The sequence below is a fragment of the Bradyrhizobium sp. S69 genome (genome assembly GCF_009766005.1).
Lineage (GTDB): Bacteria > Pseudomonadota > Alphaproteobacteria > Rhizobiales > Xanthobacteraceae > Bradyrhizobium.
Genome location: NZ_LMUK01000046.1, coordinates 602434 through 627966, shown reverse-complemented (window position 1 = coordinate 627966; position 25533 = coordinate 602434). Strand labels below are relative to the sequence as shown.

Annotated in this window: 21 protein-coding genes; 12 read left to right on the top strand and 9 right to left on the bottom strand. The window is 62.4% G+C overall.

Translation table 11 applies throughout. The annotated features are described in order from the left end of the window. The 9 genes from GSQ88_RS27575 to GSQ88_RS27535 form a co-directional block, all read left to right on the top strand. The coding region (locus tag GSQ88_RS27575) for an efflux RND transporter permease subunit (protein ID WP_174248119.1) at positions 1–1548 on the top strand (1548 nt) is incomplete at its 5' end. Positions 1549–1663: 115 nt separating this feature from the next. Further along, complete coding sequence (locus GSQ88_RS27570; protein WP_159010901.1) at positions 1664–2617, top strand: sugar-binding transcriptional regulator; 954 nt, start codon at positions 1664–1666, stop codon at positions 2615–2617. Between the two features lie 204 nt (positions 2618–2821). Then, complete coding sequence (locus tag GSQ88_RS27565; RefSeq protein WP_502706773.1) at positions 2822–4093, top strand: ABC transporter substrate-binding protein; 1272 nt, start codon at positions 2822–2824, stop codon at positions 4091–4093. Between the two features lie 106 nt (positions 4094–4199). Continuing rightward, positions 4200–5072 carry a carbohydrate ABC transporter permease gene (locus tag GSQ88_RS27560; protein ID WP_159010899.1) on the top strand — a complete coding sequence of 291 codons (873 nt, stop codon included), beginning with the start codon at positions 4200–4202 and terminating at the stop codon, positions 5070–5072. Between the two features lie 5 nt (positions 5073–5077). Continuing rightward, positions 5078–5908 (top strand): carbohydrate ABC transporter permease, encoded by an 831-nt coding sequence (locus GSQ88_RS27555; RefSeq protein ID WP_159010898.1) that lies wholly within the window; start codon positions 5078–5080, stop codon positions 5906–5908. Positions 5909–5934: 26 nt separating this feature from the next. Continuing rightward, the gene (locus GSQ88_RS27550) at positions 5935–6939 is read left to right on the top strand and encodes an ABC transporter ATP-binding protein (RefSeq protein WP_159010897.1); all 1005 of its coding nucleotides are present in this window, start codon (positions 5935–5937) and stop codon (positions 6937–6939) included. 75 nt (positions 6940–7014) lie between these two features. Then, positions 7015–7788, top strand: a complete 774-nt coding sequence (locus GSQ88_RS27545; RefSeq protein WP_159010896.1) for an SDR family NAD(P)-dependent oxidoreductase — start codon at positions 7015–7017, stop codon at positions 7786–7788. 75 nt (positions 7789–7863) lie between these two features. After that, positions 7864–9510 carry an FGGY-family carbohydrate kinase gene (locus GSQ88_RS27540; protein ID WP_159010895.1) on the top strand — a complete coding sequence of 549 codons (1647 nt, stop codon included), beginning with the start codon at positions 7864–7866 and terminating at the stop codon, positions 9508–9510. A 19-nt stretch (positions 9511–9529) separates the two neighbouring features. After that, positions 9530–10492, top strand: coding sequence for a carbohydrate kinase family protein (locus GSQ88_RS27535; RefSeq protein ID WP_159010894.1), 963 nt, complete (start codon positions 9530–9532; stop codon positions 10490–10492). Positions 10493–10501: 9 nt separating this feature from the next. On the opposite strand, the gene GSQ88_RS27530 is transcribed toward GSQ88_RS27535, so the two are convergent. The 3 genes from GSQ88_RS27530 to GSQ88_RS27520 are packed head-to-tail and all read right to left on the bottom strand — an operon-like array spanning position 10502 to position 13237. After that, positions 10502–11134: a TetR/AcrR family transcriptional regulator gene (locus GSQ88_RS27530; protein ID WP_159010893.1), complete on the bottom strand. Its 633-nt coding sequence runs from the start codon at positions 11132–11134 to the stop codon at positions 10502–10504. A 3-nt stretch (positions 11135–11137) separates the two neighbouring features. Continuing rightward, positions 11138–11623, bottom strand: a complete 486-nt coding sequence (locus tag GSQ88_RS27525) for a MaoC/PaaZ C-terminal domain-containing protein (RefSeq protein ID WP_159010892.1) — start codon at positions 11621–11623, stop codon at positions 11138–11140. Then, positions 11624–13237 (bottom strand): acyl-CoA synthetase, encoded by a 1614-nt coding sequence (locus GSQ88_RS27520; protein ID WP_159010891.1) that lies wholly within the window; start codon positions 13235–13237, stop codon positions 11624–11626. It lies immediately after the preceding gene. A 108-nt stretch (positions 13238–13345) separates the two neighbouring features. Here GSQ88_RS27520 and GSQ88_RS27515 point away from each other — a divergent pair, with 108 nt between their 5' ends. Together GSQ88_RS27515 and GSQ88_RS27510 are read left to right on the top strand one after the other, a co-directional pair. After that, on the top strand, positions 13346–14944 hold the full coding sequence (locus GSQ88_RS27515; RefSeq protein ID WP_159010890.1) for a carboxyl transferase domain-containing protein: 1599 nt from the start codon (positions 13346–13348) through the stop codon (positions 14942–14944). A 5-nt stretch (positions 14945–14949) separates the two neighbouring features. Further along, a complete protein-coding gene (locus GSQ88_RS27510) occupies positions 14950–16947 on the top strand; it encodes an ATP-binding protein (protein ID WP_210253903.1) in 1998 nt (665 codons plus the stop codon). Between the two features lie 69 nt (positions 16948–17016). On the opposite strand, the gene GSQ88_RS27505 is transcribed toward GSQ88_RS27510, so the two are convergent. From GSQ88_RS27505 to GSQ88_RS27480, 6 genes are all read right to left on the bottom strand, one after another. Beyond that, positions 17017–18264: an ABC transporter substrate-binding protein gene (locus tag GSQ88_RS27505; protein WP_174248118.1), complete on the bottom strand. Its 1248-nt coding sequence runs from the start codon at positions 18262–18264 to the stop codon at positions 17017–17019. A 76-nt stretch (positions 18265–18340) separates the two neighbouring features. After that, positions 18341–19156, bottom strand: coding sequence for an ABC transporter ATP-binding protein (locus GSQ88_RS27500; protein ID WP_159010888.1), 816 nt, complete (start codon positions 19154–19156; stop codon positions 18341–18343). Positions 19157–19159: 3 nt separating this feature from the next. Next, complete coding sequence (locus GSQ88_RS27495) at positions 19160–20233, bottom strand: branched-chain amino acid ABC transporter permease (protein WP_159010887.1); 1074 nt, start codon at positions 20231–20233, stop codon at positions 19160–19162. A gap of 4 nt (positions 20234–20237) precedes the next feature. Continuing rightward, the gene (locus GSQ88_RS27490) at positions 20238–21125 is read right to left on the bottom strand and encodes a branched-chain amino acid ABC transporter permease (protein WP_159010886.1); all 888 of its coding nucleotides are present in this window, start codon (positions 21123–21125) and stop codon (positions 20238–20240) included. A gap of 2 nt (positions 21126–21127) precedes the next feature. After that, complete coding sequence (locus GSQ88_RS27485; RefSeq protein WP_159010885.1) at positions 21128–23053, bottom strand: AMP-dependent synthetase/ligase; 1926 nt, start codon at positions 23051–23053, stop codon at positions 21128–21130. Then, entirely contained in the window at positions 23040–23837 is a 798-nt protein-coding gene (locus GSQ88_RS27480) for an ABC transporter ATP-binding protein (protein WP_159010884.1), read from the bottom strand. Before GSQ88_RS27480 ends, GSQ88_RS27485 begins: the two co-directional genes overlap by 14 nt. 990 nt (positions 23838–24827) lie before the next feature. Here GSQ88_RS27480 and GSQ88_RS27475 point away from each other — a divergent pair. Further along, positions 24828–25520: a Crp/Fnr family transcriptional regulator gene (locus GSQ88_RS27475; protein ID WP_159010883.1), complete on the top strand. Its 693-nt coding sequence runs from the start codon at positions 24828–24830 to the stop codon at positions 25518–25520. Positions 25521–25533 lie beyond the last annotated feature (13 nt).

The following is a 25533-nucleotide window of genomic DNA, read 5'->3' as shown; positions in this document are numbered from 1 at the left end:
CGGAATCCGGCGGTCGATACCGCGGCCGGCTTCACCGGCGGCGGTCTCGGCCCCGGCGGAGCCTCGACCAATTCGGGCACGATCTTCGTTTCCTTAAAGCCGCTCAAGGAGCGCAAGATTTCCGCCGATGAGGTGATCGCCGAGCTTCGCAACGAGCTCTCCGCGGTGCCGGGCGCCACGCTGTTCCTGCAGGCGGTGGGCGATCTCGGCGGCGGCGGGCGTTCGAGCAACGCGCAGTATCAGTACACGCTGCAGGGATCGTCGTTCCAGGAGCTCGATGAATGGACGCCGAAGATCGTAGCGGCGCTGCAGCCCGTGACGACGCTTGCCGACGTCAGCAGCGATCAGCAGGACAGGGGCCTGCAAGCCAACGTGGCGATCGACCGCGATACCGCCTCGCGTCTTGGAATCACGGTCAGCCAGATCGACAACACGCTGTACGATGCCTTCGGTCAACGGCAGGTCTCGACCGTCTATGTCGCGCGCAACCAGTACCACGTGATCATGGAAGTGGCGCCCGAATATTGGCAGGACCCGCAGACGCTGAAGGATGTGTATGTCAGCACGTCGGGCGGACCGGCCAGCGGTTCGCAAACCACCAATGCGGTGGCCGGCACTGTCACGTCGACGTCGCAGGCCGCGTCGGTCAATTCGGTCGCGGCCAGCGCGGTGCGTAATCAAGCGACCAACTCGATCGGCGCCACCGGCAAGACGTCATCGTCGACCGGGACCGCGGTCAGCACCAATCAGGAGACCATGATTCCGCTGGCAACCGTTGCCCAGTTCGGACGGGACCGGACATCGCTGGTCGTCAACCATCAGGATGGCCTGGTCGCGAACACGATCTCGTTCAACCTGGCGCCCGGCGTTTCGCTCTCGACGGCGGTTACCGCGATCGAAACCAGCATGAACCGGATCGGGGTTCCGGCAACGATCAAAGGCTCGTTCCAGGGCGCCGCCAAGATTTTTCAGGAATCGATCAGCAGCGAGCCGTTTCTGATCATCGCCGCGTTCGCGACGATCTATATTTCGCTCGGCATGCTCTATGAGAGCTACATCCATCCGCTGACGATCCTGTCCACCTTGCCTTCGGCCGGCGTCGGTGCGGTTCTGGCGCTGCTGCTGTTTCGCACCCAGTTCGACATTATCGGGATGATCGGGGTGATTCTCCTGATCGGCATCGTCAAGAAGAACGCCATCATGATGATCGATTTCGCGGTCGATGCCGAGCGGGCGCGAGATCTATCGCCTGCGGACGCGATTTATGAAGCCTGCGTGCTGCGTTTCCGGCCGATCATGATGACCACGATGGCGTCGCTGCTCGGCGCGGTGCCGCTGATCGTCGGGATGGGCGAGGGCAGCGAATTTCGCCGGCCGCTCGGCATCACCATCATCGGGGGACTGGCGCTGAGCCAGATCCTGACCCTCTACACCACCCCCGTCGTCTATCTTTATCTCGATCGGCTGAGCAGTTGGAGCAGGCGGGTGCGACGGCGTGGCTCATCGCCCGGCCCGTCGATCGATGCGCCCGAACGCATCACCCCGTAATCGGGATCGATTGACCCGAGATTGACCCAAGTCTGATTTGACCGAAGTCTGATTTCTGGGCTATTGCCCAGCAATTGAGTGTATATTCTGGCCGGGAGTTACCGGAGGGCGGACGATGGCAGCGGCCGACAGCGAAAAATCGCGTCTCGACGAAGCCGCGCGCGCCGGCTGGCTGTATTTCATTGCCGGTCACACCCAGGACGAGATCGCAAAGATGCTGCGAATTTCGCGTGCCTCCGCCCAGCGGCTGGTCTCCTTGTGTTTAGCCGAGCGCCTCATCACGTTCAGGCTCGAACATCCGATCACGGCTTGCATGGAGCTTGCGGCGCGCTTGAAGGACGCATTCAAGCTCGTCTATTGCGAGGTTGTCCCGAGCGATGCCGCCGCGCCGCAGAGCGTGGCGGGCATCGCGGAGCGCGCCGGCAATATGCTGGAATTGATGCTGCGCGGCGACAAGCCGGTGATCGTGGCATTGGGCACCGGGCGGGCGGTTCGTGCTGCTGTCGAACGGGTTTCGCCGATCGACCGTCCCAATCACCAGATCGTCTCCCTGGTCGGCAACATTTCAGCCGATGGTTCGGCGAGTTTCTTCGACACGGTCGGCCGCCTCGCCGACGTCACGAGGTCGCGGCACTATCCGATGCCGCTGCCGTTCCTGATGTCATCAGAAAAAGAGCGCAGCCACATGCTGCAGCTCGAGCCGATCTCGAAGGTACGCGCGCTGGCGGCCCAGGCGGATCTTCGCCTGGTCGGCATCGGTCAGATGGACCAGAACGCGCAGGTGCTGGTCGACGGCTTCGTTACCCGGCAGGAACTCTTCGACATGATGCGCCGCGGCGCTGCCGGGGAATTGACGGGTTGGGCCTTCGATGCGGAGGGTCACATCATCGACGCCGGCACCAACCGTCGCCTGACCAGCATTCCGCCGCGGGTTCCGGCGGCGGCGCTGACCATCGGCGCGGCGGTCGGCAAGGCCAAGGTTTCAGCGATCCGGGCCGCGCTGAAGGGCAGGTTGATCAATGGGTTGATCACCGACGAAGCGACGGCCGCCGCCATTCTCGGCAAGTAACGAATCCGGCCGGCGCCAAGCGCGGCGGATTAACGGGCAGGCAGCCCCTAGCAAAATTGTCCAAAGGTTGTGCATCCCGCCTTGACAATTTTGGGTGCCGGGGTGAACATAATTTCAACGCGTGGGCATATACTCAACGCGACCAAAAATTGGGAGGATACCGTGAAGCTATTCGCAGGCGCCCTCTTGGGCGCGGTTTCGCTGCTGGCTGCAACCCCCTCGATCGCGCAAACCACCCTGACCATCGCCACCGTGAACAACGGCGACATGATCCGGATGCAGGCGCTGGCCGGTGATTTCTCCGCCAAAAACCCTGACATCACCGTCAAGTGGGTGACGCTGGAAGAGAACGTGCTGCGCCAGCGCGTGACCACCGATATCGCGACCAAAGGCGGGCAGTTCGACGTGCTGACGATCGGTACCTATGAGGTGCCGATCTGGGCCAAGAAGAACTGGCTCATTCCGCTCGACAATCTCGGAGCCGACTATGACGTCGCGGACCTGCTGCCGAAAATCCGCGATGCGGTCTCGGTCTCGGGCAAGCTGTATGCCGCGCCGTTCTACGGCGAGAGCTCGATGATGATGTATCGCACCGACCTGTTCCAGAAGGCCGGGCTGACGATGCCGGAAAAGCCGACCTGGGATTTCGTCACCGACGCGGCCAAGAAGCTGACCGACAAGTCCGCCGGCGTTTACGGCATCTGCCTGCGCGGCAAGGCCGGGTGGGGCGAGAATATGGCGCTGCTGACCGCGATGTCGAATTCCTTCGGGGCGCGCTGGTTCGACGAGCAGTGGCATCCGCAGTTCGACAAGCCCGAATGGAAGAAAACCCTGTCGACCTATGTCGACTTGATGAAGCAGGCCGGCCCTCCCGGTGCGAGTTCGAACGGCTTCAACGAAAATCTGGCGCTGTTCAATGCCGGCAAGTGCGCGATGTGGATCGACGCCACGGTGGCGGCCTCGTTCGTCACCGATCCGAAGGCTTCCACGGTGGCCGATAAAGTTGGCTTCGCGCTGGCGCCCAATGCGGGTCTCGGCAAGAACGCCAACTGGCTGTGGGCCTGGAACCTCGCGATTCCCGCAGGCTCGAAGAAAGTCGAAGCCGCCGAGAAGTTCATCGCGTGGGCGACGGGCAAGGACTACGCCAAGCTGGTCGCCTCGAAGGATGGATGGGCGAATGTGCCGCCCGGCACGCGAACGTCGCTCTATCAAAATCCGGAATATCTTAAAGTCGCGCCGTTCGCCAAGCTGACGCTGGCGTCGATCGATGCGGCCGATGCGAACAAGCCCAGCGTACAGCCGGTGCCCTATGTCGGCGTGCAGTACGCGGCGATCCCTGAATTCCAGGGCATCGGCACCAGTGTCGGCCAGCAGTTCTCGGCGGCCCTGTCGGGCGGGACGACGGTCGACGCGGCGCTGGCGGCCGCGCAATCATTGACGGAACGCGAAATGACGCGCGCCGGCTACATCAAGTAAGGCATTCATTTCGCTCGACGCGGCCTGTTCTCCCGAGGCCGACAACTGGCGACCATCCCGTCATCTGACCGGATGGCCGCCTTCTCTCCAGACCACGGAGGCGGCGATGGCAACACAGCAGACCCAGCTCCTTGCGCGCAGCCTGCTGGCGCCTGCGGTCGTGCTGCTGTTCATCTGGATGATCGTCCCGCTCGCGATGACGGTCTATTTCTCGACGCTTCACTACAATCTTCTCGACCCAGGTACCGAGAGCTTCGTCGGGTTCGAGAATTTTCGCTACTTCCTGACCGATCCCGCGTTCCTGGCGTCGCTGCGGAATACGCTGGTGCTGGTCGGCTCGGTTCTCGGGATAACGATCTTGCTCGGTGTTCCCGTAGCGCTGCTGCTCGACCAGCCGGTGGTCGGCCTCAACATCGTCCGGCTGATGGTGATCGCGCCGTTTTTCGTGATGCCCACGGTCAGCGCGCTGATCTGGAAAAATCTCCTGATGCATCCGGTGTCGGGTCTGTTCGCATGGCTTTTCAGGCTGGTCGGGCTGGAGCCGATCGATTGGTTCAACGATGCGCCTCTCTTTGCCATCATTCTGATCGTGTCGTGGCAATGGCTGCCGTTCGCGACGCTGATCCTGCTCACCGCGTTGCAATCGCTCGACGAAGAGCAGAAGGAGGCGGCCGAGATGGACGGCGCCCGGGCATGGTCGACGTTCATCTACATCACGCTGCCGCATCTGGCGCGTCCCATCACGGTGGTGATCCTGATCGAAACGATCTTCCTGCTGACGGTGTTCGCGGAGATCTTCGTGACCACCGGCGGTGGTCCGGGCCTGCAGACCACGAATATCGCGTTCCTGATCTACTCGCAGGCGCTGGTGCAGTACGACATCGGAAATGCTTCGGCCGGGGGACTGGTCGCCGTCGTGATCGCCAACATCGTGGCCTTTTTCCTGGTCAGGATTGTCGGCCGAAATCTGGAGGCCTGACGCAGATGGCGCGGATGGTGACAATCAGGCGGGTGGTGGTGTCGACAGCGGCGGCGTGGCTGTTCGGGTTCCTGATCTTTTTTCCGATTCTCTGGATGATCCTGACCAGCTTCAAGACCGAGCTCGATGCGTTCGCCACGCCGCCGTCCTTCCTGTTCTTCCACTGGACCACGGAGAACTACGCGACGGTGCAGGAGCGCAGCGATTATATTCATCACGCGATCAATTCCATCCTTATTGCGGGGCTTTCGACGCTGATCGCGATGCTGATCGCGGTGCCGGCGGCGTGGTCGATGGCATTCGCGCCGACCAAGCGCACCAAAGACATCCTGCTGTGGATGTTGTCGACGAAAATGATGCCGCCGGTTGGCGTGCTGGTTCCGATCTACCTGATCTATCGCGATTTCGGCTTGCTCGACTCGCGTGCCGGACTGATTTTCATCCTGTGCCTCGGCAATCTCCCGATCGTGGTCTGGATGCTGTTCACCTATTTCAAGGAAATCCCGAAGGATATCCTGGAGGCGGCGCGGATGGACGGCGCCACCATCGGCCGCGAGCTGATCTATGTGTTGACGCCGATGGCGATACCAGGCCTCGCCTCCACCATGCTGCTCAACTTCATCCTGGCGTGGAATGAGGCGTTCTGGACCCTGAACTTGTCGACCCTGGAGGCGGCGCCGCTGACGGTCTTCATTGCGTCCTACTCGAGTCCCGAGGGGCTGTTCTGGGCGAAGTTGTCGGCCGCGTCCACGCTCGCCATCGCTCCGGTTCTCGTGCTCGGATGGTTCAGTCAGCGGCAGCTCGTCCGCGGCCTGACCTTTGGCGCCGTCAAGTAGCAAGAACATTTGAGAGGCTGAAGAACATGGGCCAGATTTCGCTGCAGGGGGTTCGAAAATCGTTCGGGCCGGTCAATATCATCAGGGGTGCCGACCTCGACATCGAGGATGGCTCGTTCGTGGTGTTCGTCGGGCCTTCGGGCTGCGGCAAGACCACGCTGTTGCGCCTGATCGCCGGACTTGAGGATGTCAGCGGCGGCAAGATCCTGATCGACGGCAAGAACGTCGTCGATGTGCCGCCGGCCAAGCGTGGCCTGTCGATGGTGTTCCAGTCCTACGCGCTTTATCCGCATATGAGCGTTCGAGGCAACATCGCGTTCGGCCTCAAGATGGCCGGGCTGCCGCGCGCGGAAATCGACCGCAAGGTCGAAGCGGCGGCGGCGACCCTCAATCTGACGCCGTATCTCGAACGTAAGCCCCGCGAGCTCTCCGGCGGTCAGCGTCAGCGGGTCGCGATCGGACGCGCCATCGTGCGCGAGCCAAAGGCATTCCTGTTCGACGAGCCGCTGTCGAATCTCGACGCCGCGCTACGCGTGCAGATGCGGCTGGAAGTGACGCGGTTGCAGAAACAATTGGCGACCACGGCGGTGTATGTGACGCATGACCAGGTCGAAGCGATGACCATGGCGGACAAGATCGTCGTGCTCAACGCCGGCAATATCGAGCAATATGGTTCACCGCTGGAATTGTATGAGCGACCGGCCAATGTCTTTGTCGCGGGATTCATCGGCTCGCCGAAGATGAACTTCATCTCCGGAGATGTGGCTCGTCAATACAACGCGGCGACCATTGGCGTGCGGCCGGAACATCTGCGGATCGATCGCGACGGACAGGGCTGGCCGGGGACGGTTACGGTCGCCGAGCACCTTGGCAGCGACACATTCCTCTACGTCGACGCCGGCAAGATTGGGACGCTCACGGTGCGCTATGTCGGTGAGCTCGATCTGGCGGCAGGTGACCCGGTGTCGCTCTCGCCGGATCCGGCGCGCGTGCATCGTTTCACCGAGGATGGGACGTCCATTCGGGCGTAACGAAAACCAGCGGTCGTCGCATGGGACGCCAGGGTCGGGCGCCATCGCGAAAAGTTCGAAGCAGGAAAGAACAAGATGTATCTGGAAAAATTCAAACTTGGCGGCCGGACCGCCGTTGTGACGGGAGCCGGCCAGGGGATCGGGCTGGCGTGCGCGGAGGCGCTGGCCGAGGCCGGAGCCAAAGTCGTGATCACGGATCGCGATCCGGACGCCGCGAACAAGGGCCACGCCAACCTCAAGGCGAAGGGCCATGATGCCGAAATCGTCATCATGGACGTCACCAATTCCAAGCGCGTCTCGGAAGTGGCCGATCAATTGGTCACCCGCTACGGCAAGGTCGACATCCTCATCAACAATGCCGGCATCGCCCGAAGCGAAACGCCGGCGGAAACCGTGACCGATGAGCATTGGCTGAACGTCATCGACGTCAATCTCAACGGCACGTTCTGGTGTTGCCGCGCGTTCGGCAAACATATGCTGGATGCCAAGTCGGGCGCCATCGTCAACGTCGGATCGATGTCGGGCTTCATCGTCAACAAGCCGCAGGAGCAATCCTATTACAACGCCTCCAAGGCGGCGGTGCACCATCTGACAAAATCGCTTGCCGCGGAGTGGGGCGCCCGCGGCGTGCGCGTCAATGCGGTGGCGCCGACCTATCTGGACACGCCGCTCAACGCGTTTGTGAAAAGTAAGCCGCAGATGTACGATGCCTGGATCGGCGGCACGCCGATGGCCCGGCTTGGCGAAGTGGATGAGGTCGCCTCCGTGGTGTTGTTCCTGGCATCCGATGCCGCAAGCCTGATGACCGGCAGCGTCGTGCTGGTCGATGGCGGCTATACCTGCTGGTAGGCTTGTTCTGCTGGTAGATTTGGTTCTGCTGGACTTGCTTTTGCTAGACCTGCGCAAGATGTGAGCGGAGTGCGAATGCGGCGAGCCTTCGTTGGCGTCGATGTCGGAACGTCCAGCGCCAGGGCAGGGGTGTTCGACGAAACCGGAACCATGCTGTCGACGGCCCGGCATCCGATCGCGGTCTGGCATGATGCCGGCGATATCGTGGAGCAGTCGTCGTCCGATATCTGGGCGGCGTGCGTGGCCTCGGTTCGCGCGGCGATGGGTGAAGCCGCACTGCCGCCGGATGCCGTGATGGGCATCGGTTTCGACGCGACCTGTTCGCTCGTCGTGCTCGACCGGGCCACCGAGCCGCTGACGGTGAGCATATCAGGCGATAACAAGCGCAACGTCATCGTCTGGATGGACCACCGTGCGACGGCCGAGGCGCGGCTGGTCAACGACACCGGGGATGACGTGCTGCGCTATGTCGGAGGCTCGATCTCGCCCGAGATGGAGATCCCGAAAATCCTCTGGCTGAAGCGGCATCTGCCCGCGAGTTATGCTGCGGCGGGTCATTTTTTCGATCTGGCGGATTATCTGTCGTTTCGCGCCACCGGATCGACCGCGCGTTCGGTCTGCACGGTGACCTGCAAATGGAATTTCCTCGCCCACGAACATCGCTGGAGCGACAGCTATTTTCAACGGATCGGCCTCGGTGATTTCGTCTCCGACGGCTATGCGAAGATCGGGACCGAGATCGTCGCCCCCGGCACCGCGCTCGGCCGCGGCCTGACCGGCTCGGCGGCGCTCGAACTGGGCCTTCGCGAGGGAACAGCGGTCGCGGCCTCGCTGATCGATGCCCATGCGGGAGGCGTCGGCACCATCGGCGGTCGTATTGCGGGCGAAGAGCGCGTCGATGTCTGCGACCGCCTCGCTTATATCATGGGGACGTCAGCCTGCATCATGGCGACGACGACCAAGCCTTGTTATGTCCCCGGCGTGTGGGGTCCTTATTATTCCGGCATGGTGCCGGAGCTCTGGCTGAACGAGGGCGGACAATCGGCCGCCGGCGCTGCGATCGATCATCTGATCCGGTCCCATCCGGCCGGCGCTGAGGCCAAGGCATTGGCGGATGCCGCTGATGTTGGGATATTGGAGTTTCTCGAAAAGCGCATCGTGTCCCGCGCCGGAGGCATCGGCGCCGCGGCGCGTCTCGCCCGCGACATTCACGTGTTGCCGGAGTTTCTCGGCAACCGGTCACCTTATGCCGATCCCGACGCCCGCGCCGTCATCGCTGGACTGGATCTGGATGCGGGTATCGACTCGATGGAGCGTTTGTTCGTCGCCGGACTGTGTGGGCTCGCCTATGGCCTCGCCGATGTCGTCGATGCCTTCCGATCGAACGGGGTCGACAGTCGCATGATGGTGATCAGCGGCGGCGCGGCGCGAAGCCCGCTGGTCCGGCAAATCATGGCGGACACCACGGGCCTGACCGTAGCACTTCCGGAGACGCAGGAGCCGGTTTTGCTGGGTGCTGCGATGCTGGGCGCCGTCGCCGGTGGCGCCTATCGATCGATTGCCGAGGCCATGGCACGGATGTCGGCGATCGGTGGTTTGAGCGATGCGACGGCGCCTGGAATCGCCGACTTCCATCGCTCCAAACGTAGCGTTTATCGGCTGATGCGCCAGCTGGAGCGAGAAGGTCGCGTTGCCATGCGTGGCGATGCCATCGGCCGCTAGAGTACGAGGGACCCTGACGATGCTGCTGAGCTGCGGTGATGCCCTGATCGATTTTCTGCCGGTGAAATCCGCGGACGGACGCGACGCGATCGTACCCGTGGTCGGTGGTTCCTGCCTCAATATCGCGGTCGGAATGGCGCGACTCGGGGTCGCCGCAGGATTCGTCGGCGGCATTTCCAGCGACATGTTCGGACGCATGATTGCCGACCACGCATTGGCCTCCGGGGTCGAGCTTCGATACGCCACCCGCAGCGCGCACCAGAGCACGCTGGCGTTCGTGCGTGCGGTCGCGGGTGAACCGCAATACGCTTTCTATGACCAGGGAACTGCATCCCGAAACTGGACCTATCGCGCCGGCTCGATTCCATCAGGCGAAATTGCCGCGATCCATGTCGGATCGACCACGCTGATCGACGACGACGGCGCCGCCCAGGCGTTGGCGATGGTGAAGGAGGCACGGCGATCAACGACCATTTCCTTTGATCCGAATTGTCGCCCCGGTCTGGTCGGCGACAAGGCTGGATACATCGCGCGCATGGCCGAGTTTGCCGCCGTCGCGGACATCATCCGCATGTCGGACGTCGACTTTGAGTATCTCTATGGCGACGATGATTATGCCGGACGAGCAAACTCGATGATGGCGGCGGGCGCGAGCCTGGTTGTTGTGACGCGCGGAGCAAGCGGCGTGCAGGCCTGGCATCGCGCAGCCGGGGCCGTGGAAGCCGAAGCCCCGACGGTCACCGTCGTGGACACCATCGGAGCCGGCGACAGCTTTCAAGCCGCGCTGTTGTACGCGCTACATGCGCTCGGGCGGATCGAGCGGGATGCTCTGAAGGGGACCAGCGCGGCAGAGCTCCACCGCGCCCTGTCCTTTGCATCGGTCTGCGCGGCTATTACGTGTGGGCGCGCCGGCGCCGATCCACCGCGGCACGCCGAGCTTGATGCCGAAATGTTCGAAGACCTGCTGGGCCGCGCCGCCTAGGCCCGCGGTTCATTTGGCGTGGAGGATGCTCGCTGCGAAATCGCGTGAGATGTCGTCGATGTCCATGCGATCCGGTCGATACCATTCGCCGGCCCAGTTCAGGGCGCCAAGCAACAGCAATTGAATCGACTCCGGCGCGATGCTTCGATCGATCAGGCCGGCCTGGTAGAATTCGCTGACCAATTGCGCCCAGAGCGCCTCGTAGCGTCGCCGCTCGATACGGCAGTTCTGCCGAACGGAATCCGGCAGGAACGCGAAAGCACGAATGCTGGCGGAGGTATAGTTGCTGTGCTCGAGCGAGGAGAGCAGATGAGCCTTGATCGCGGCTTCGAGCCGCTTGCGCGGTTTTGCACGGGCCGGCAGCGCGCCGAGCGCCTTTTCGACTGCGTCGTACACCACGCGCACACCCTCGTTGACGACTTCGCCGACGATGGCGTCCTTGGACGGGAAGTGATGGTAGATGCTGCCGCCCTTGATGCCGACGGCGGTTGCGATGGCCCGCGTGGTCGCCGCTTCATAGCCGCGATGCCTCAGGAGATACGCCGCGGCGTTGAGGATTTGCCGGCGCGCACCGGATTCCGTCGGTATCGCAGGTGATGCCGGTGAGGCGGAAGTCGGCGCGCGGGCGGCATGGCGCTTCATGAATTACACCGTCTTGCCTGGGTCGACCTGACCCCATTTGGCGCTGGGCGGTCGTTCCTTGCGCAGCAGCAGGCGGGCCGAGCCACTTTGCAGGATCTCGTCCGTTTGGCTCGCGAGTTCGATCGCCAGTTCGATCAGGCCAAGCGATGGATTTGTGACCGGGCGTTTCCCGGTGACCGTGATCAAGGCGCGTATCGTGTCACCCGGTCGCATCGGCGCCTTGAAATCCCAGGTCACGCCGAGCAACGCCACGACGGTGCCGTCAATCAGATCCAGTCGAGAGGCCAGCCCGAATGCGATGCCGATTCCCATCGGCCCATGCGCGATTCGACCGCCGAAATCGCTGGCCGCGGCGAACACCTCATCGGTATGGACCGGATTGTAGTCGCCGGTCAGCCCGGCGAACGCGCCGATGTCGGCTTCGGTAATGGTCCGGCCCGGTGTGACGAAACGCTGGCCCAGCTCAAATTTATCGAATACGCGGCCCATCTAGCTTGCTTCCTCGCGCAGGTCTTTCCGGCGAATCTTTCCGGTGACGGTCATTGGCAGGCTGTCGCGGAATTCGATCTGCCGTGGATATTCATGCGCGGACAGCCGCGCCTTGACGAAGGCCTGCACATCCGCGCGAACATTATCGTCGACGGTGGCGCCTTCGCGCGGCACGATGAAGGCCTTGACCACTTCGCCCCGCAGCGGATCGGGCACGCCGATCACCGCGACCATGGCGACTACCGGATGGGCCATCAGGCACTCCTCGATTTCGGTCGGGCCGATGCGATAGCCGCCGGAGATGATGACGTCGTCATTGCGGCCGTGAAACCAGAAATTGCCCTGCTCGTCGCGGTTGCCGGTATCGCCGGTGAGCAGCCAGCCGTTCCTGAATTTTTCTGCGGTGGCTTCCGGTCTGTTCCAGTAGCGCAGGAAGAAAACCGGATCGGGCGCTTTCACGGCGATGGTGCCGGTCGAACCGGGCGGCAGTGGAACGCCTTCGTCGTCGACGATCTCGACGACATGGCCGGGCATCGCGCGTCCCATCGATCCCTGTTTCAACTCCATCACCGAGGCGCAGTTGCCGATTGTCAGGTTGGCTTCGGTCTGGCCGTAAAACTCGTTCATGGTCAGGCCGAAGGTCTCGCGGCCCCAGCCCAGCATCTCGTCGCCGAGCCGCTCGCCGCCGCTCGCCACGCTGCGCATCGAATAGCCGAAGCGTTGCTGCGGACGGGAAACCTGACGCATCATCTTCAGGGCTGTCGGCGGCATGAAGGCATTGCGGATGCCGTGGCGGGCGAGCAACGCGAAGGCCTCTTCGGGATCGAATTTCGGCAAGCGCTTGGCGACGACGGGGATGCCGTGGAACAGCGACGGCAGCAACACGTCCATCAGGCCTCCGGCCCAGGCCCAATCAGCGGGCGTCCACATCCGGTCGCCCGGCTGCGGGAAAAATTCGTGTGGAAATTCGACGCCCGGCAGATGCCCGAGCAGGACTCGGTGGGCATAGAGCACGCCCTTCGGGTTTCCGGTGGTGCCGGACGTATAGACGACGATCGCGGGATCTTCGGCTTCGGTGTCGACACGGTGATGATCGGCGGACGATCGCGCGATCAGCGAAGCCCAGTCCAGCACGTGATCCGCAGGGCGCGCTTCGGTGGCAATCAGGATCGGCGTGGAGCTGAGCCGGTCGGAGAGCGCCAGCAGTTTTTCGATGCCCGCGGCGTTCGAAATCACCGCCTTGGCGCCGCTGTCGTTGAGCCGGTACTCGATCGCTTCCGGTCCGAACAGCGTGAACAGCGGCAGGGCGATCGCGCCGAGCCGGTAGGCTGCCAGATGCGCAATGATGGCCTCCGCGCATTGCGGCAGCAGGATGCCGATCCGGTCGCCTCGCCCGATTCCATGCGCCGATAGCGCATTGGCAAGGCGGCAGGATTGATCCTGCAGATGCTCGAACGTCAATTCAAAGGAGCCCGTGCCGCCCTCGACGATCAGCGCCGGCTTGTTCGAACCGACATGACGATCGCAGGTTGCCTCGGCAATGTTGAAGCGGTGCGGGATCTGCCAGCGGAACCCCGCGCAAACCTCCTGATAATTCGTCCCGGACAACGGCATCTTCGAATTTCCTTGTCGCACTCCCTAGCGCTTGTTAGGTTAAGGGATAGACGCGGTGGCCGCAAGTACGCTGGGCAGGCCAACGATAGGGACAGGAGACCCATCGAGATGGCTGTGCTGGAAAGCAGGGTCCGCCCTGGTGCGGAGTTCGACAGCAACCGCGCCGCCTATGGCGGCCTGATCGAGGTGCTGCGCGAACGGCATCGCCATGTGCTCGCCGGTGGCGGTGAAAAGCTTCAACAGCGTCACCGCGACAGGGGCAAGATTCCGGTACGCGAGCGCATCGATCATTTGATCGATCCTTTGTCGCCGTTTCTCGAGACCTCGCCGTTGGCGGCGTGGGAGCTGTATGGCAACGAAGTCCCTTGCGCCGGCGTGGTGACGGGGATCGGCATGGTCGCAGGCATACCGTGTGCGATCATCGCCAACGATGCGACCGTGAAGGGCGGCTCGTTCTTCCAGGAGACGGTCAAGAAGCACCTGCGCATGCAGGAGATCGCATTCGAGAACCGGCTGCCGTGCATTTACCTGGTGGATTGCGGCGGGGCTTATTTGCCGGAGCAGGATCGCGTCTTTCCGGATCGCGATCATTTCGGCGGCACCTTCTTTCAGCAATGCCGGATGTCGGCCGCGGGATTGCCGCAGATATCGGCGGTGTTCGGCGGCTGCACCGCCGGCGGCGCCTATATCCCCGCGCTCTCCGACGAGGTCGTGATAGTGCGGGGGACCGGCCGGATCCATCTCGGGGGACCACCGATCGTCAAAGCCGCCATCAACGAAATCGTCGACGGCGAGACCCTCGGTGGCGCCGAGATGCACTCGACCATTTCGGGAGTCTCGGACTATCTCGCCAACACCGAACTGGAAGCGATCGGCAAGCTGCGCGATATCGTGGCCGCGCTGAACTGGCGGCAGGCCCAACGCACGACGAAACGCGAGACCCGCGATCCGATCTTCGACCCGGCGGAACTCGACGGCATCGTCGGCGTCGATCTGAAACAGCCGTTCGACGTGCGCGAGGTGATCGCCCGCATGGTCGACGGCAGCGAGTTCCAGGAGTTCAAGCCGGCCTATGGTTCGACTCTGGTATGCGGATTCGCCTGGATCCATGGCGAGCCGGTCGGGATCCTCGCCAATAACGGTGTGTTGTTTTCCGAAGCCGCCGTGAAGGGTGCGCATTTCATCGAGCTCTGCGATCAGCGCCGCACGCCGATCCTGTTCCTGCAGAACATCACCGGCTTCATGGTCGGCACGGACGCCGAGCGCGGCGGGATCGCCAAGCATTCGGCGAAGCTGGTCTATGCGGTGTCGAACGCGCGGGTGCCGCGCTTCACCGTGATCATCGGCGGCTCCTATGGCGCCGGCAATTACGGCATGTGCGGACGCGGTTTCCAGCCGCGCTTTCTGTTCGCCTGGCCCAATGCCCGTATCGCCACCATGAGCGCCGATGTCGCAGCCACCGTGGTCACGGATTTGCGCCGCTCCAGTGTCACGCGTGGCGCCGTGCAGGAGACCGAGATCGCGGAGATCGACCGGCAGACGCGGGCGCAATTCGAGCAGCAGAGTACGCCTTATTATGCGACCGCAAGGCTCTGGGACGACGGCATCATCGAGCCCTGGCAGACCCGCGATGTGCTTGGGCTTTGCCTGGCGCTGGCCGCACGCGAGATCGACCTTCCCGAACACCGACCCGTCTACCGGATGTGATGCGAATGATCGACTCCCTTTTGATCGCCAACCGGGGCGAGATCGCCGTTCGTATCATGCGGACCTGCCGGCGCCTCGGCATTCGCACCATTGCGGCGTATTCCGACGCCGACCGCGACGCGCTTCATGTCGCTGTCGCCGACGAGGCGATCAGGATCGGTCCTGCTGCGGCCCGCGACAGCTATCTTCGCCCGGACGCCATCATGCAGGCGGCAGCCCGCACCGGCGCCGATGGCATCCATCCCGGATACGGCTTTCTGTCGGAGAAGCCTGATCTGGCGCGGCTGTGCGTTGCGGAAAAGCGGGTGTTCGTCGGTCCTTCGGCGGATCGCATCGTCGCGATGGGGCCAAAGATCGGTTCGAAGTTGATCGCGGCTCGCGCCGGTGTGCCGAGTGTGCCCGGCTATCTCGGCGAGGACCAGTCGACCAAGCGCCTTGCCGACGAGGCCGAACGCATCGGCTATCCCTTGATGGTGAAGGCCTCGGCGGGCGGCGGCGGCAAGGGCATGCGGCGGGTATTTCAGCGCGCCGATCTGATTGCGGCGATCGATCTGGCGCGGCAGGAAGCGGAGGCCGCGTTCGGCGATCCGTCGCTGCTGATCGAAAAACTGGTGATGCGGCCGCGGCACCTGGAGGTGCAAATTGCCGGCGACAAGCACGGCAATGTCGTCCATCTGTTCGAACGCGACTGCTCGGTTCAGCGCAACAACCAGAAAGTGCTGGAGGAAGCGCCGGCCCCGAACCTCGATCCGGCCATTCGAGCGAAACTGCTGGAGCGCGGTGTCGCGCTGGCGCGCGCGATCGACTACGACAATCTCGGCACCGTCGAGTTTATCCTCGAGGAGGGAAGCAGCGATCCCTGGTTCCTGGAGATGAATACCCGCCTTCAGGTCGAACATCCGGTCACCGAGGCGATCACCGGTTTCGACCTGGTGGAATGGCAGATCAGGATCGCATCCGGAGAGCGCCTGCCGGCGTTGCAGGGCGATATCCATGAAACTGGCCACGCGATCGAGGCGCGGGTCACGGCGGAACGGGCGGATCAGGATTTCAGGCCAGATGCAGGCCGCATCGTCGGATATAGCGAGCCGCGACAGCTGCGGATCGACAGCGGTGTGGCGGCGGGATCGGAGGTCACGCTGTTTTATGACTCGCTGTTGGCAAAGGCCATTGCGAGCGGAGAAACCCGGGAAATCGCTTGCGCCAAGCTGGCAGCGGGCTTGCGCGAATATTCGGTGCTGGGTCCGGCGACCACGATCCCGTTTCTAATCGATGCCGTTGAACATCCGATCTTTGCGGCGGGCAAGGCCACGACGGGCTTTATCGCGGACGCGTTCCCGGATGGCTGGAATGTGGCCCGGCCGCAGGCCCGCCTCGCGCGCGCCGCGGCAGCGTTGCTGATGCTGGATGCGTTGCCGCTCAACGCGCAGGCGCCATCCGCCTGGACCAGGCTTTCCGGTTTCCGTCTCCTCGGGCCTGCCGGTGGTCTGTCCGAGACCAGATTGCTGGCGATCGAAGAAGGCAAAACAGTCGCGTTGACGGTCAAGGCGCGGCCGGACGGCGAGCGGTGCGTTGTCGACGATGAGGGCGAGATCGCGCTCAAGGTCCGATCGAGCGGCAACAGCGTCGAAGTCGAGGCCGATGAACGCGTGCTGCGCGGCGTCTTCGAAAGAACCGACAAGCGGGTTCGCCTGACGCTGGCCGGAGAGACCTGCGATGTCGGTCTGGAGGCCGAAGTCGCGCTGTCGGCTGGGTCGGCGGCCGGCGCAGGCGGGTCCGGCGCGGTTCTGGCCACGATGCCGGGCGTCGTGGCCGAGGTCAGGATATCGGCAGGCGACCTCGTCGATGCCGGCCAGATCGTGGTCGTTCTGGAATCGATGAAGCTGTTCAGTTCGCTCAAGGCGGAGATCGCCGGTGTCGTTGCCGACGTGTCGTGTCAGCCCGGCGAAACCGTGATGGCGGGCAAGCGCCTGGTTCTGATCGAGCCGAAGGGCGAAGCGTAACTGCTTGGTCGAATGGCCGGGCGTGGCAATGAGACAGGCTCATTGCCACGCGCCGCGTACGTATCGAGTTTATTTCTGGCTCTCAGACTTGGCGTATTCGGCCGATTGGGCCTTCACCACGGCCCACACATCATCCGTGTAGGCGGCGATCCAATCGGTTTGCGGCACCCACTTGGCTCCGTCCCACATCTCGATTCGGGTCTTGCCGCCGCCGCCATGATCCTGCGCGGTCACGGTGACCGGCGCTATCATGTCGTTGGCGTTAAAGTCCTTGATGCTTTCCAGGCCGTTCTTGATTTTCTCCGGCGTCAGGGGCCAGCCGTCTTTCTTGATCGCGAGGCGGGCACCTTCGACGGCGATCGACCAGATCGCAAGACCGGTGTTGTAGTAGACGTCGTCGAGATTCTTGCGGTCGCCGTTGCCTTTGCCCTTGTCGTAGAGTTCCTTGATGATCTCCTGGATCAAGGGATGGTTCGATCCGCCGGCGACGTTGGTGCCGCGCTTGATGCCCTTGGCGGCTTCGGCACCGATGTTGCCGATATCGACCTCGTTCAACCAGTTGACGGCAATGTATTTGTCGAGCGCGATGCCGTTACGCTTCATCTCGCGCGAGGCGATCACGTGCATGTTCGACAGGCTCCAACTGATGATCCAGTCCGGCGCGAAGCGGCGGATCTGGGTCCAGGCCGAGGCTTGGTCGTTGCCCGGAAGCGGATATGGGAAAAGTTGCAGGTCAAAACCTTCCTTGGCGGCCAGCGTCTTCAGAATGCCGATCGGCTCCTGCCCGAACGGGTAATCGACGTAAAGAAACGCGACCTTGACGCCCTTCAACTGGCCACCTGATTTCTGCTTGATGTATTCGATGTCGTTGGAGGCCTGTCCCCAATAGGTCGGGCCGATCGGAAACACCCACTTGAAGACATCGCCATCGACGGCGTCGCCACGCCCGGCCAGCGACTGGATCATGACATTGCCGTCCTTCATGATACGGGGAAGGACCGCGCGCGACACCGGGGTCGACAGCATGTCGAATACCATGACGCCGTCGCGCTTCAATTTCTCGTAGCATTCGATGCCGCGTTGCGGCTCGTTGCCATGATCCTGCACGATCATCTCGACCGGATGACCTTCGATGCCGCCCTTCAGGTTGAGCAGATCGGCATAGTCCTTGGCGGCTTGGGCCGCCTGCGGCGTGACGAAGGTGTAGACCTTGGTGAGATCGTAGCAGAGCCCGAAACGCATCGGGTCGGCCGCGGTCGCCGGCATGACGGTGAGGGCGGTCCAGGCGAGACCAGCCATGATGGATAGATACTTCATTTCAATCCTCCCGTGATCAAATTGGTTTGCCGCCGGTTGGTCCGGTCGGCTTTTGTGATTTTTATCGAGCGTGCGGTCAGGTCAGCCAGCGTTTCCTCCGGCTGTAGTGCTTGATGTCGTGGAAGCTTTTGGCTTTCGCGCCGCCAAGGTAGAATTCCCGGATGTCCGGGTTCCGCTTCAAGGCCTCGGCCGTATCATGCATCACGATGCGGCCGCTCTCGATCAGATAACCGTGCGACACGATCTCCAGCGCCGCCACCGCGTTTTGCTCGACCAGCAGCACCGACAGTCCTTCCTCCCGGTTGATGCGGCCGATGATCTGGAAGATCTCCGCCACCAGAAAAGGCGCCAATCCGAGGCTCGGTTCGTCGAGCATAAGCAGCTTCGGCTGCGTCATCAAGGCGCGTCCGATCGCCAGCATCTGCTGTTCGCCGCCGGAGAGATAACCCGATGCGACGCCACGCCGCTCGTGCAGGCGGGGAAAATAGCCGTAAACCCGCTCCTTGTTGCGGTTCATGTCGTGACGGCTGCGCACGGCTGACGCCGCCACCAGGTTTTCGTCAGGCGTCAGATGCTCGAACACCCGTCGCCCCTCGAGCACATGAGCTATTCCGAGCTTGACCCGTTGCTGCGGCGAAAGCAGGCTGATGCTGCGACCCAAGAACTGCAATTCACCGCGACGGACCTCACCGCGTTCGGCGACCAGTAATCCGCTGATCGACTTGAGCGTGGTGCTCTTGCCGGCGCCATTGGCGCCCAGCAGCGCCACCATGCCGCCCTCGGGCACCTCGATCGATACGCCCTTGATGGCAAGCGAAACGTGGTCGTAAACCACCTCGATGTTGTTCAGCGAGAGGATCTTGGCGGCGGCGGATGTGTTCGAATTGGGCATGCGCTACTTCTTCACATAGCCGAACGGCCAGACCAGCAGATAGTCGCGGATGTTGTTGTAGATCTTCCCTAACCCGAGCGGCTCGATCAGCAGGAAGCCGATGATCAGCGCGCCGTACAGCGCCTGCGGCAGATGGGCCAGCGTCTCGATGCTGAGCGAAAATCCGAAGCGGATCGCCGCCCATGAGATCAGGCTGTTGATGGCGCCGGGCATCAGCAGAATGAATGCCGCGCCGAAATAGCTGCCGATGATGCTGCCCAATCCGCCGACGATCACCATTGCCAGAGCCTGGATCGAAACATCGACGGAAAACTGTTCGGGCGTGACCGCGTGATAGAACGTGCCGATCAGGATGGCTCCGGTGACGCCGCCGATGAACGAGGAGGTCGAAAAAGCCACCAGCTTGAAATAGAAACTGTTGACGCCGATGACCGCTGCCGCGAAGTCCTTTTCCCGTACCGCGATCAGAGCGCGGCCGAGCGCCGTGCGCCGCAAATTGAGCATGAAGGACGTCACCAGGATGCACCACACCAGCGCCACGTAGTACAATCCAGCGTCCGACGTCACAGGCAATCCCAACAACCTGATGTCGGGCGCCTGCAGCGTGGCCTGGGTGCCGCCGCTGATGGCCGGAACGTGCGAGATCACCCAGTCCATCACGAATTGCAGGGCAAGCGTGCTCAGCGCCAGATACAGGCCCTTGACCCGCAACGCGGCGAACGCAAAGCCCACGCCGATGATGGCAGCGGTCGATCCGCCGAGCACGATGGCGATTTCCCAGGGGATGCCGGCCCTGGTGGCATGAACCGTCGCATAGGCGCCGATCCCCATCACCGCGGCATAGCCGAGGTGGAATTGCCCGGCCCATCCGAGAATGAGATTGAGGCCAAGCGCGCCGGCGGTCCATATCAACCACGGCAACAGATAGCTGCTGAGATAAAGCGAATTGACCAGCAGCGGCGCGACAAGGCCGAACGTCAGCAGGATGCCGATCATCCAGCGGTCGGCGGCGATCGGAAACAGCGCCCGGTCGGCGGCATAGTCCGTGTGAAAAATACCGGCCTGCCGGAACAGCATCGGCTCAGATCCTCTCGATGTCGTGACGGCCGTACAGGCCGTGCGGTCGAAGCATGATGGTCAGCATCAGCATTGCCGCATCGACCAGGTCGCGACTGGCGCCGCCGAGCACCGGATCGAGAAAACTGGCGGAGACGCCTTCGACGATGCCGAGCAGCATGCCCGCGAGCAGCGCGCCGCCGAGACTGTCCAGCCCGCCGAGAACGGCGACCGTCACCCCCTTGAGCAGCAATTGCGCGAGTGACTGATCGACGCCCTGCACCGACGCCCACAGCACCCCCGCGACCGTCGCCACCACCGCCGACATCGCCCAAGACAGCGCCACCCCGCGCTCGACCGAGATTCCCACCGACCATGCCGCGGTGTAGTCGTCGGAAATGGCGCGCAGCACGACACCCATCCGGGTCCGGAAGAACAGCATGAACAGGCCGAACATCACGATGGCGACGGCGGCGCCGACCGCATAGGTGCGGTTGATCAGCATCGAGCCCAGGAACAGCGGATCGTCGCTGATGCCGAGCGGCATCGGGCGGCCGGTGCCGCCCCAGATCGTCATCGCGCCCGCCCGCAGCAGGATTTCCAGCCCAAGCGTCATCATCAGAATCATGATGATGGGCCGGCCGGCCAGCCGGCGCAGCGCGACCCGCTCGATCGCCATGCCGACGCCGAACATCGTCACGATCGCCAGCATAATCGCGAGCCAGATCGGCGCTTTGGCATTGTTGGCGAACGCAAGCACCACATAGGCGCCCAGCATCGTCATCGAGCCCTGCGCCAGATTGGGCACCGAGGACGATTTGTAGATCAGCACGATGCCCATCGCGACCAGGGAATACATCAGGCCGACGAGGCCGCCATTGGTGGCCGATTCAGCCAGCAGTGCCCAATCCATCGTCACGCCTCCTGTACCGAAAGCGTTCGCTCGATGACACTGACTTCGCCCGACTCGTAGCTGACCTGCGCCTGCATCAGGACCGTGCGTTTTCGATCGTAAATCGCTTCGATGATCGGCTGGTAACGCTCCTCGACGACGTTGCGGCGGATCTTGCGCGTTCGCGTGATCTCGCCGTCGTCGGCGTCGAACTCCTTATGCAGGCAGACGAATTGCCGCAGCTGCAATCCCTCCAGCAGCGTGCTGTTGACGTGCTTGACCGCGGAGGCGACGAGTTCGATCACCTGCGGCTTCTGCGATAAATCAGCATAGGAAATATAGGAAATGCCGCGCAGTTCGGCCCACAGGCCGACCGCCTCCTTGTCGATGCAGATCAGGGCTGCCAGCGTATCCCGGCCGCGTCCGATGACCGCGGCGTCCTTGATATAGGGGCTGAACTTCAGGCGGTTCTCGATGTAATTGGGAATATACCGCTCTCCCTTGGCGGTATGGACGACATCGGACAGCCGTCCGAGCACGACAAGATGGCCGTCCGGCTCGACGTAGCCGGCATCGCCGGTGCGCAGCCAGCCGTCTTCGAGGCTTTCGCGGGTGGCCTCTTCCTGCTTGAAATAGCCACTGAACACGCTGCCTGACCGGACCAGGATTTCGCCGGCGTCGCTGATCCTGAGTTCGACACCCGGCAGCGGGCGTCCGACCGTGTGCAGCCGCACTTCATTGATGCTCTGGATGGCGTTGTAGGCGCTGCTTTCAGTCTGGCCGTAAAGCTGACGCAGCTTGATGCCGAGCGCGCGGTAAAACACGAAGGTGTCTTCGCCCATGGCCTCGCCGCCGGTGAAGGCGCCACGCAACCGGATGAGGCCGAACTGGTCCTTGATCGGCCCGGAGACCAGCCATTCACCGAATGGGGCCAGCAGCCGCTGCTTCAAGGTCGGTTCCTTGCCGTCGAGCTTTCGCTTTTCGGCGGCAATGGCCGATGCCATGAAGAACTCGTACGTGCGCTTCTTCAGCCAGGAGGAATCCTCGACGCGCACCTGGATCGCGGTCAACATGTTGTCCCAGCTGCGCGGCGCGGCGAGATAGAATGTCGGCGCGATCTCGCGAAGGTTCTGCAGCACGGTTTCCTGGCGTTCGGGAATGTTGATGGTGAAATGCAGCGCCACACCGGCGCCCATCGTCACCGCGAAGTCACCGACCCAGGCCATCGGCAGATAGGCCAGAATGCTTTCGCCGAAATCGAACGCCTTGCCCTGATAGGCGTTGCGCACGCCAGCCAGCAGGTTGCGATGCGAGAGCACGACGCCCTTCGGCTTGCCGGTGCTGCCGGACGAATGCACGAACACGGCGGGATCATCGGGGCGCGCGCGGGCGATCAGTTCAGCCTGTGCATCGCTGTTGACCGAAAGCTGTTCCGCCCCCTTGGCCTGGACTGCGTCCCACGACAACAGGCCCGGATTGGCATAGGCGGTCAGGCCGCGCGGATCGTCATAGATGATGTACTCGATCGCTGCGCCCTGGTCGCGCAACTCGAGCATCTTGTCGACCTGTTCCTGATCTTCCGCGAGCGCAAATCGTGCGCCGGCCTCGTGCACGAAATGCCGGATTTCGTCGAGCGTTGCGTCCGGGTAGGCCGGCATCGCATAGCCGCCGAGCGCGCCGGCCGCCAGCATGCCGGCATACAGCCGGGGCCGGTTGTCGCCGAGCACCAACATGACTTCGCCGGCCTTGAAACCCAGCGTCTCGAGACCCGCGGCACAGCGCAGCACGATTTCCTGCAACTGCCGCCACGTCGTTTCCTGCCAGATGCCCTTGTTTTTTTCACGCATCGCCACGCGGTCCGGGAAGGCTTCGGCGTTGCGAGCCAGCACGCGGATCAGCGTGGTGTCGATTTCGAAGTTCCAGGCTGCCGTCTGGTCAGCGCGCGGCATGCGCGCCCCCGATATAGGCCTCGACGACCCGCGGGTCGGCTACCACGTCGGCCGGAATGCCGCTGCCGATCATCGCGCCGTAATTCAACGCCAGCATGCGATCGCAGATGCCGGTGATGACGTCCATATGATGTTCGATCAACAGCACGGTGACGCCGCGCTCGTCGCGGGCATCGAGGATAAACCGCGCCATATATTCCTTTTCTTCCTGGTTCATTCCCGCCATCGGCTCATCGAGCACCAGGAAGTTTGGTTCGGCGGCCAGCGCGCGCGCCAATTCGACCCGCTTCTTGAGCCCGATCGGAAGCCCATCGACGAGTTCGTCGCGCACGCCTTCGAGTTGCAGGAAATCGATGACATCCTCGACCGCGGCCCGGTTCACCGTTTCGTCCTGGCGCGCGAGCCACCAATACAATGCGGTGCGCACCACGCTGGGCTTCATGTGGATGTGGCGGCCGAGAAGGATGTTGTCGAGCACGCTCATGCCGTTGAACAGCGCCAGGTTCTGGAAGGTGCGTGCTACGCCCAGGGTCGCGATGTAGTGCGGTGCCAGGCCGGTGATGTCGCGCCCATTGAGCAGGATGCGCCCGCGCTGCGGCGGATAGAACCCGGTGATCGCATTGGTAAGGGTGGTTTTGCCGCATCCGTTGGGGCCGACCAGGCCGAAGATCTCGCCGCGCTCGATCTGCATGTCGATGCCATTGAGCGCCACGATCCCGCCAAAGCGTCGCTCGACGGACTGGCATTGCAGTACCGGACCGGCGCTTTCACCCGCAAAGGCCAATTTTCCTCCTCCTCGCGTCGTTCATTTTTGGCTTGGCGCTTGAAGGCTGGCCATATTGTTAGCGATCGCCTTGCGAGGCTAACGAACGTTGGATTTGCTTGCAAGCGGCAGCCGGGCAGGTGCGGCGTCGGCGAAACTAGCTCCCCGACCAGCAAAAAGACCTACAATTGGCAGGCTTTTGCGGTTTGGTGGACCGTCTCCAGGCTCCCGCGTTCACCAAATGCGAGGCGGTTTGCCGAACGCTCCGGCCGCCACCCGGAATATTCCCGTTTTCGGGAGACTGGCACCGGAGACCGGGTTCGATCGCCACTGGGTGGCGCGGGCGGCAGTCGATTTGGTGTGTCTTGGGCAATCGCCTGGAGGCGGTTAGGAAGTTTGCGCGCGGACTTTGCCGCGACCAGCGAAAGGGTGCGATCAAGAGTCTTGGATCCGGGCTTTGCGATATCGTCGAGTGCTGGCACGATCTAGGTTGGCGACTGTAATTCGCCAACGAGCCAGCCAACATCTCCCGACTTCATCGGATCTGACGCGATGACGACTTTTTCGACATAATCGCATTTGGAGCAGTCGAACGTACGAAGTTCGAATCCTGTAGGCCCCGGCGAGATGCGCGAAGGTATCATCCGCGTTTGGCATTTCGGGCAGCGGAGTCGCTGAATCGCGAGCAGTGGGATTGCGGCTGGGTAATCGGTCATTGCATTCCACCTTTCGATCAGGCGGGAGCGTAAAACTCTCAGTCACCGGTAGATGCCGACGTGGGGCGGTGATCGAACCAGCATGCTCTCCCGGTTTCCGAATCGGCTGGTCAATATTGATCAGTTTCTGAAAAAATGGCACGTAACCAACCCCGACAAGAGAGTCCCGTAGACCTCCGTGGCACTCCCTCCGGCCGGTCAAATTTGCTTCGTTACCTGGGTAGTCACTTCATTTTCGGCGTTGAAATCGCTATAATGAGAGGCGCGCAGGTTCATCGGGGCAAAGGAGGCTCCCGTGGGGAAACTCGCCGGTGAAGGGTTCGATCCCAAAGCCTTTCTCTCCAAGGTAGGGACGGGCAAAACGATCTTGGAATTTGAGAAAAACCAGCAAGTCTTCGGGCAAGGAGACGTGGCGGATGCTGTTTTTTATATCCAAAAGGGTAGCGTCAAGCTCACTGTCCTATCCGAGCACGGCAAAGAAGCGGTCGTCGGGATTCTAGAGCCGGGCCAGTTTTTCGGCGAGGGGTGCCTTAACGGCCACCCATTGCGCATCGCGACCACAACCGCGATGGAGCAATGTGTGATCACCTCGATAACCAAAGAAGCGATGATTGCCATCCTTCATAACGAGCCGAAATTTTCTGAACTGTTCATGGCGTATCTCTTGACGCGGAACAGCCGGGTAGAAGAAGACTTGATCGACCAGCTTTTTAATTCGAGCGAGAAGCGACTCGCGCGCCTTCTTCTTTTGCTCGCGCATTTCGGCAAGGAAGGCAGACCTCAGCCTATTCTATTGGACATGAGTCAGGAAACATTGGCCGAGATGATTGGGACGACTCGATCCCGCGTGAGCTTCTTTATGAACAAATTCCGAAAACTTGGACTCATCAGCTACAACGGAAAGATAGAGGTTCACAATTCACTGTTGAACGCTGTTTTGCATGAAAAGCCCGAGCTGGAGCGGGATGATCCATCAAGCAAGGTCTAGCCGACCGTTGCCG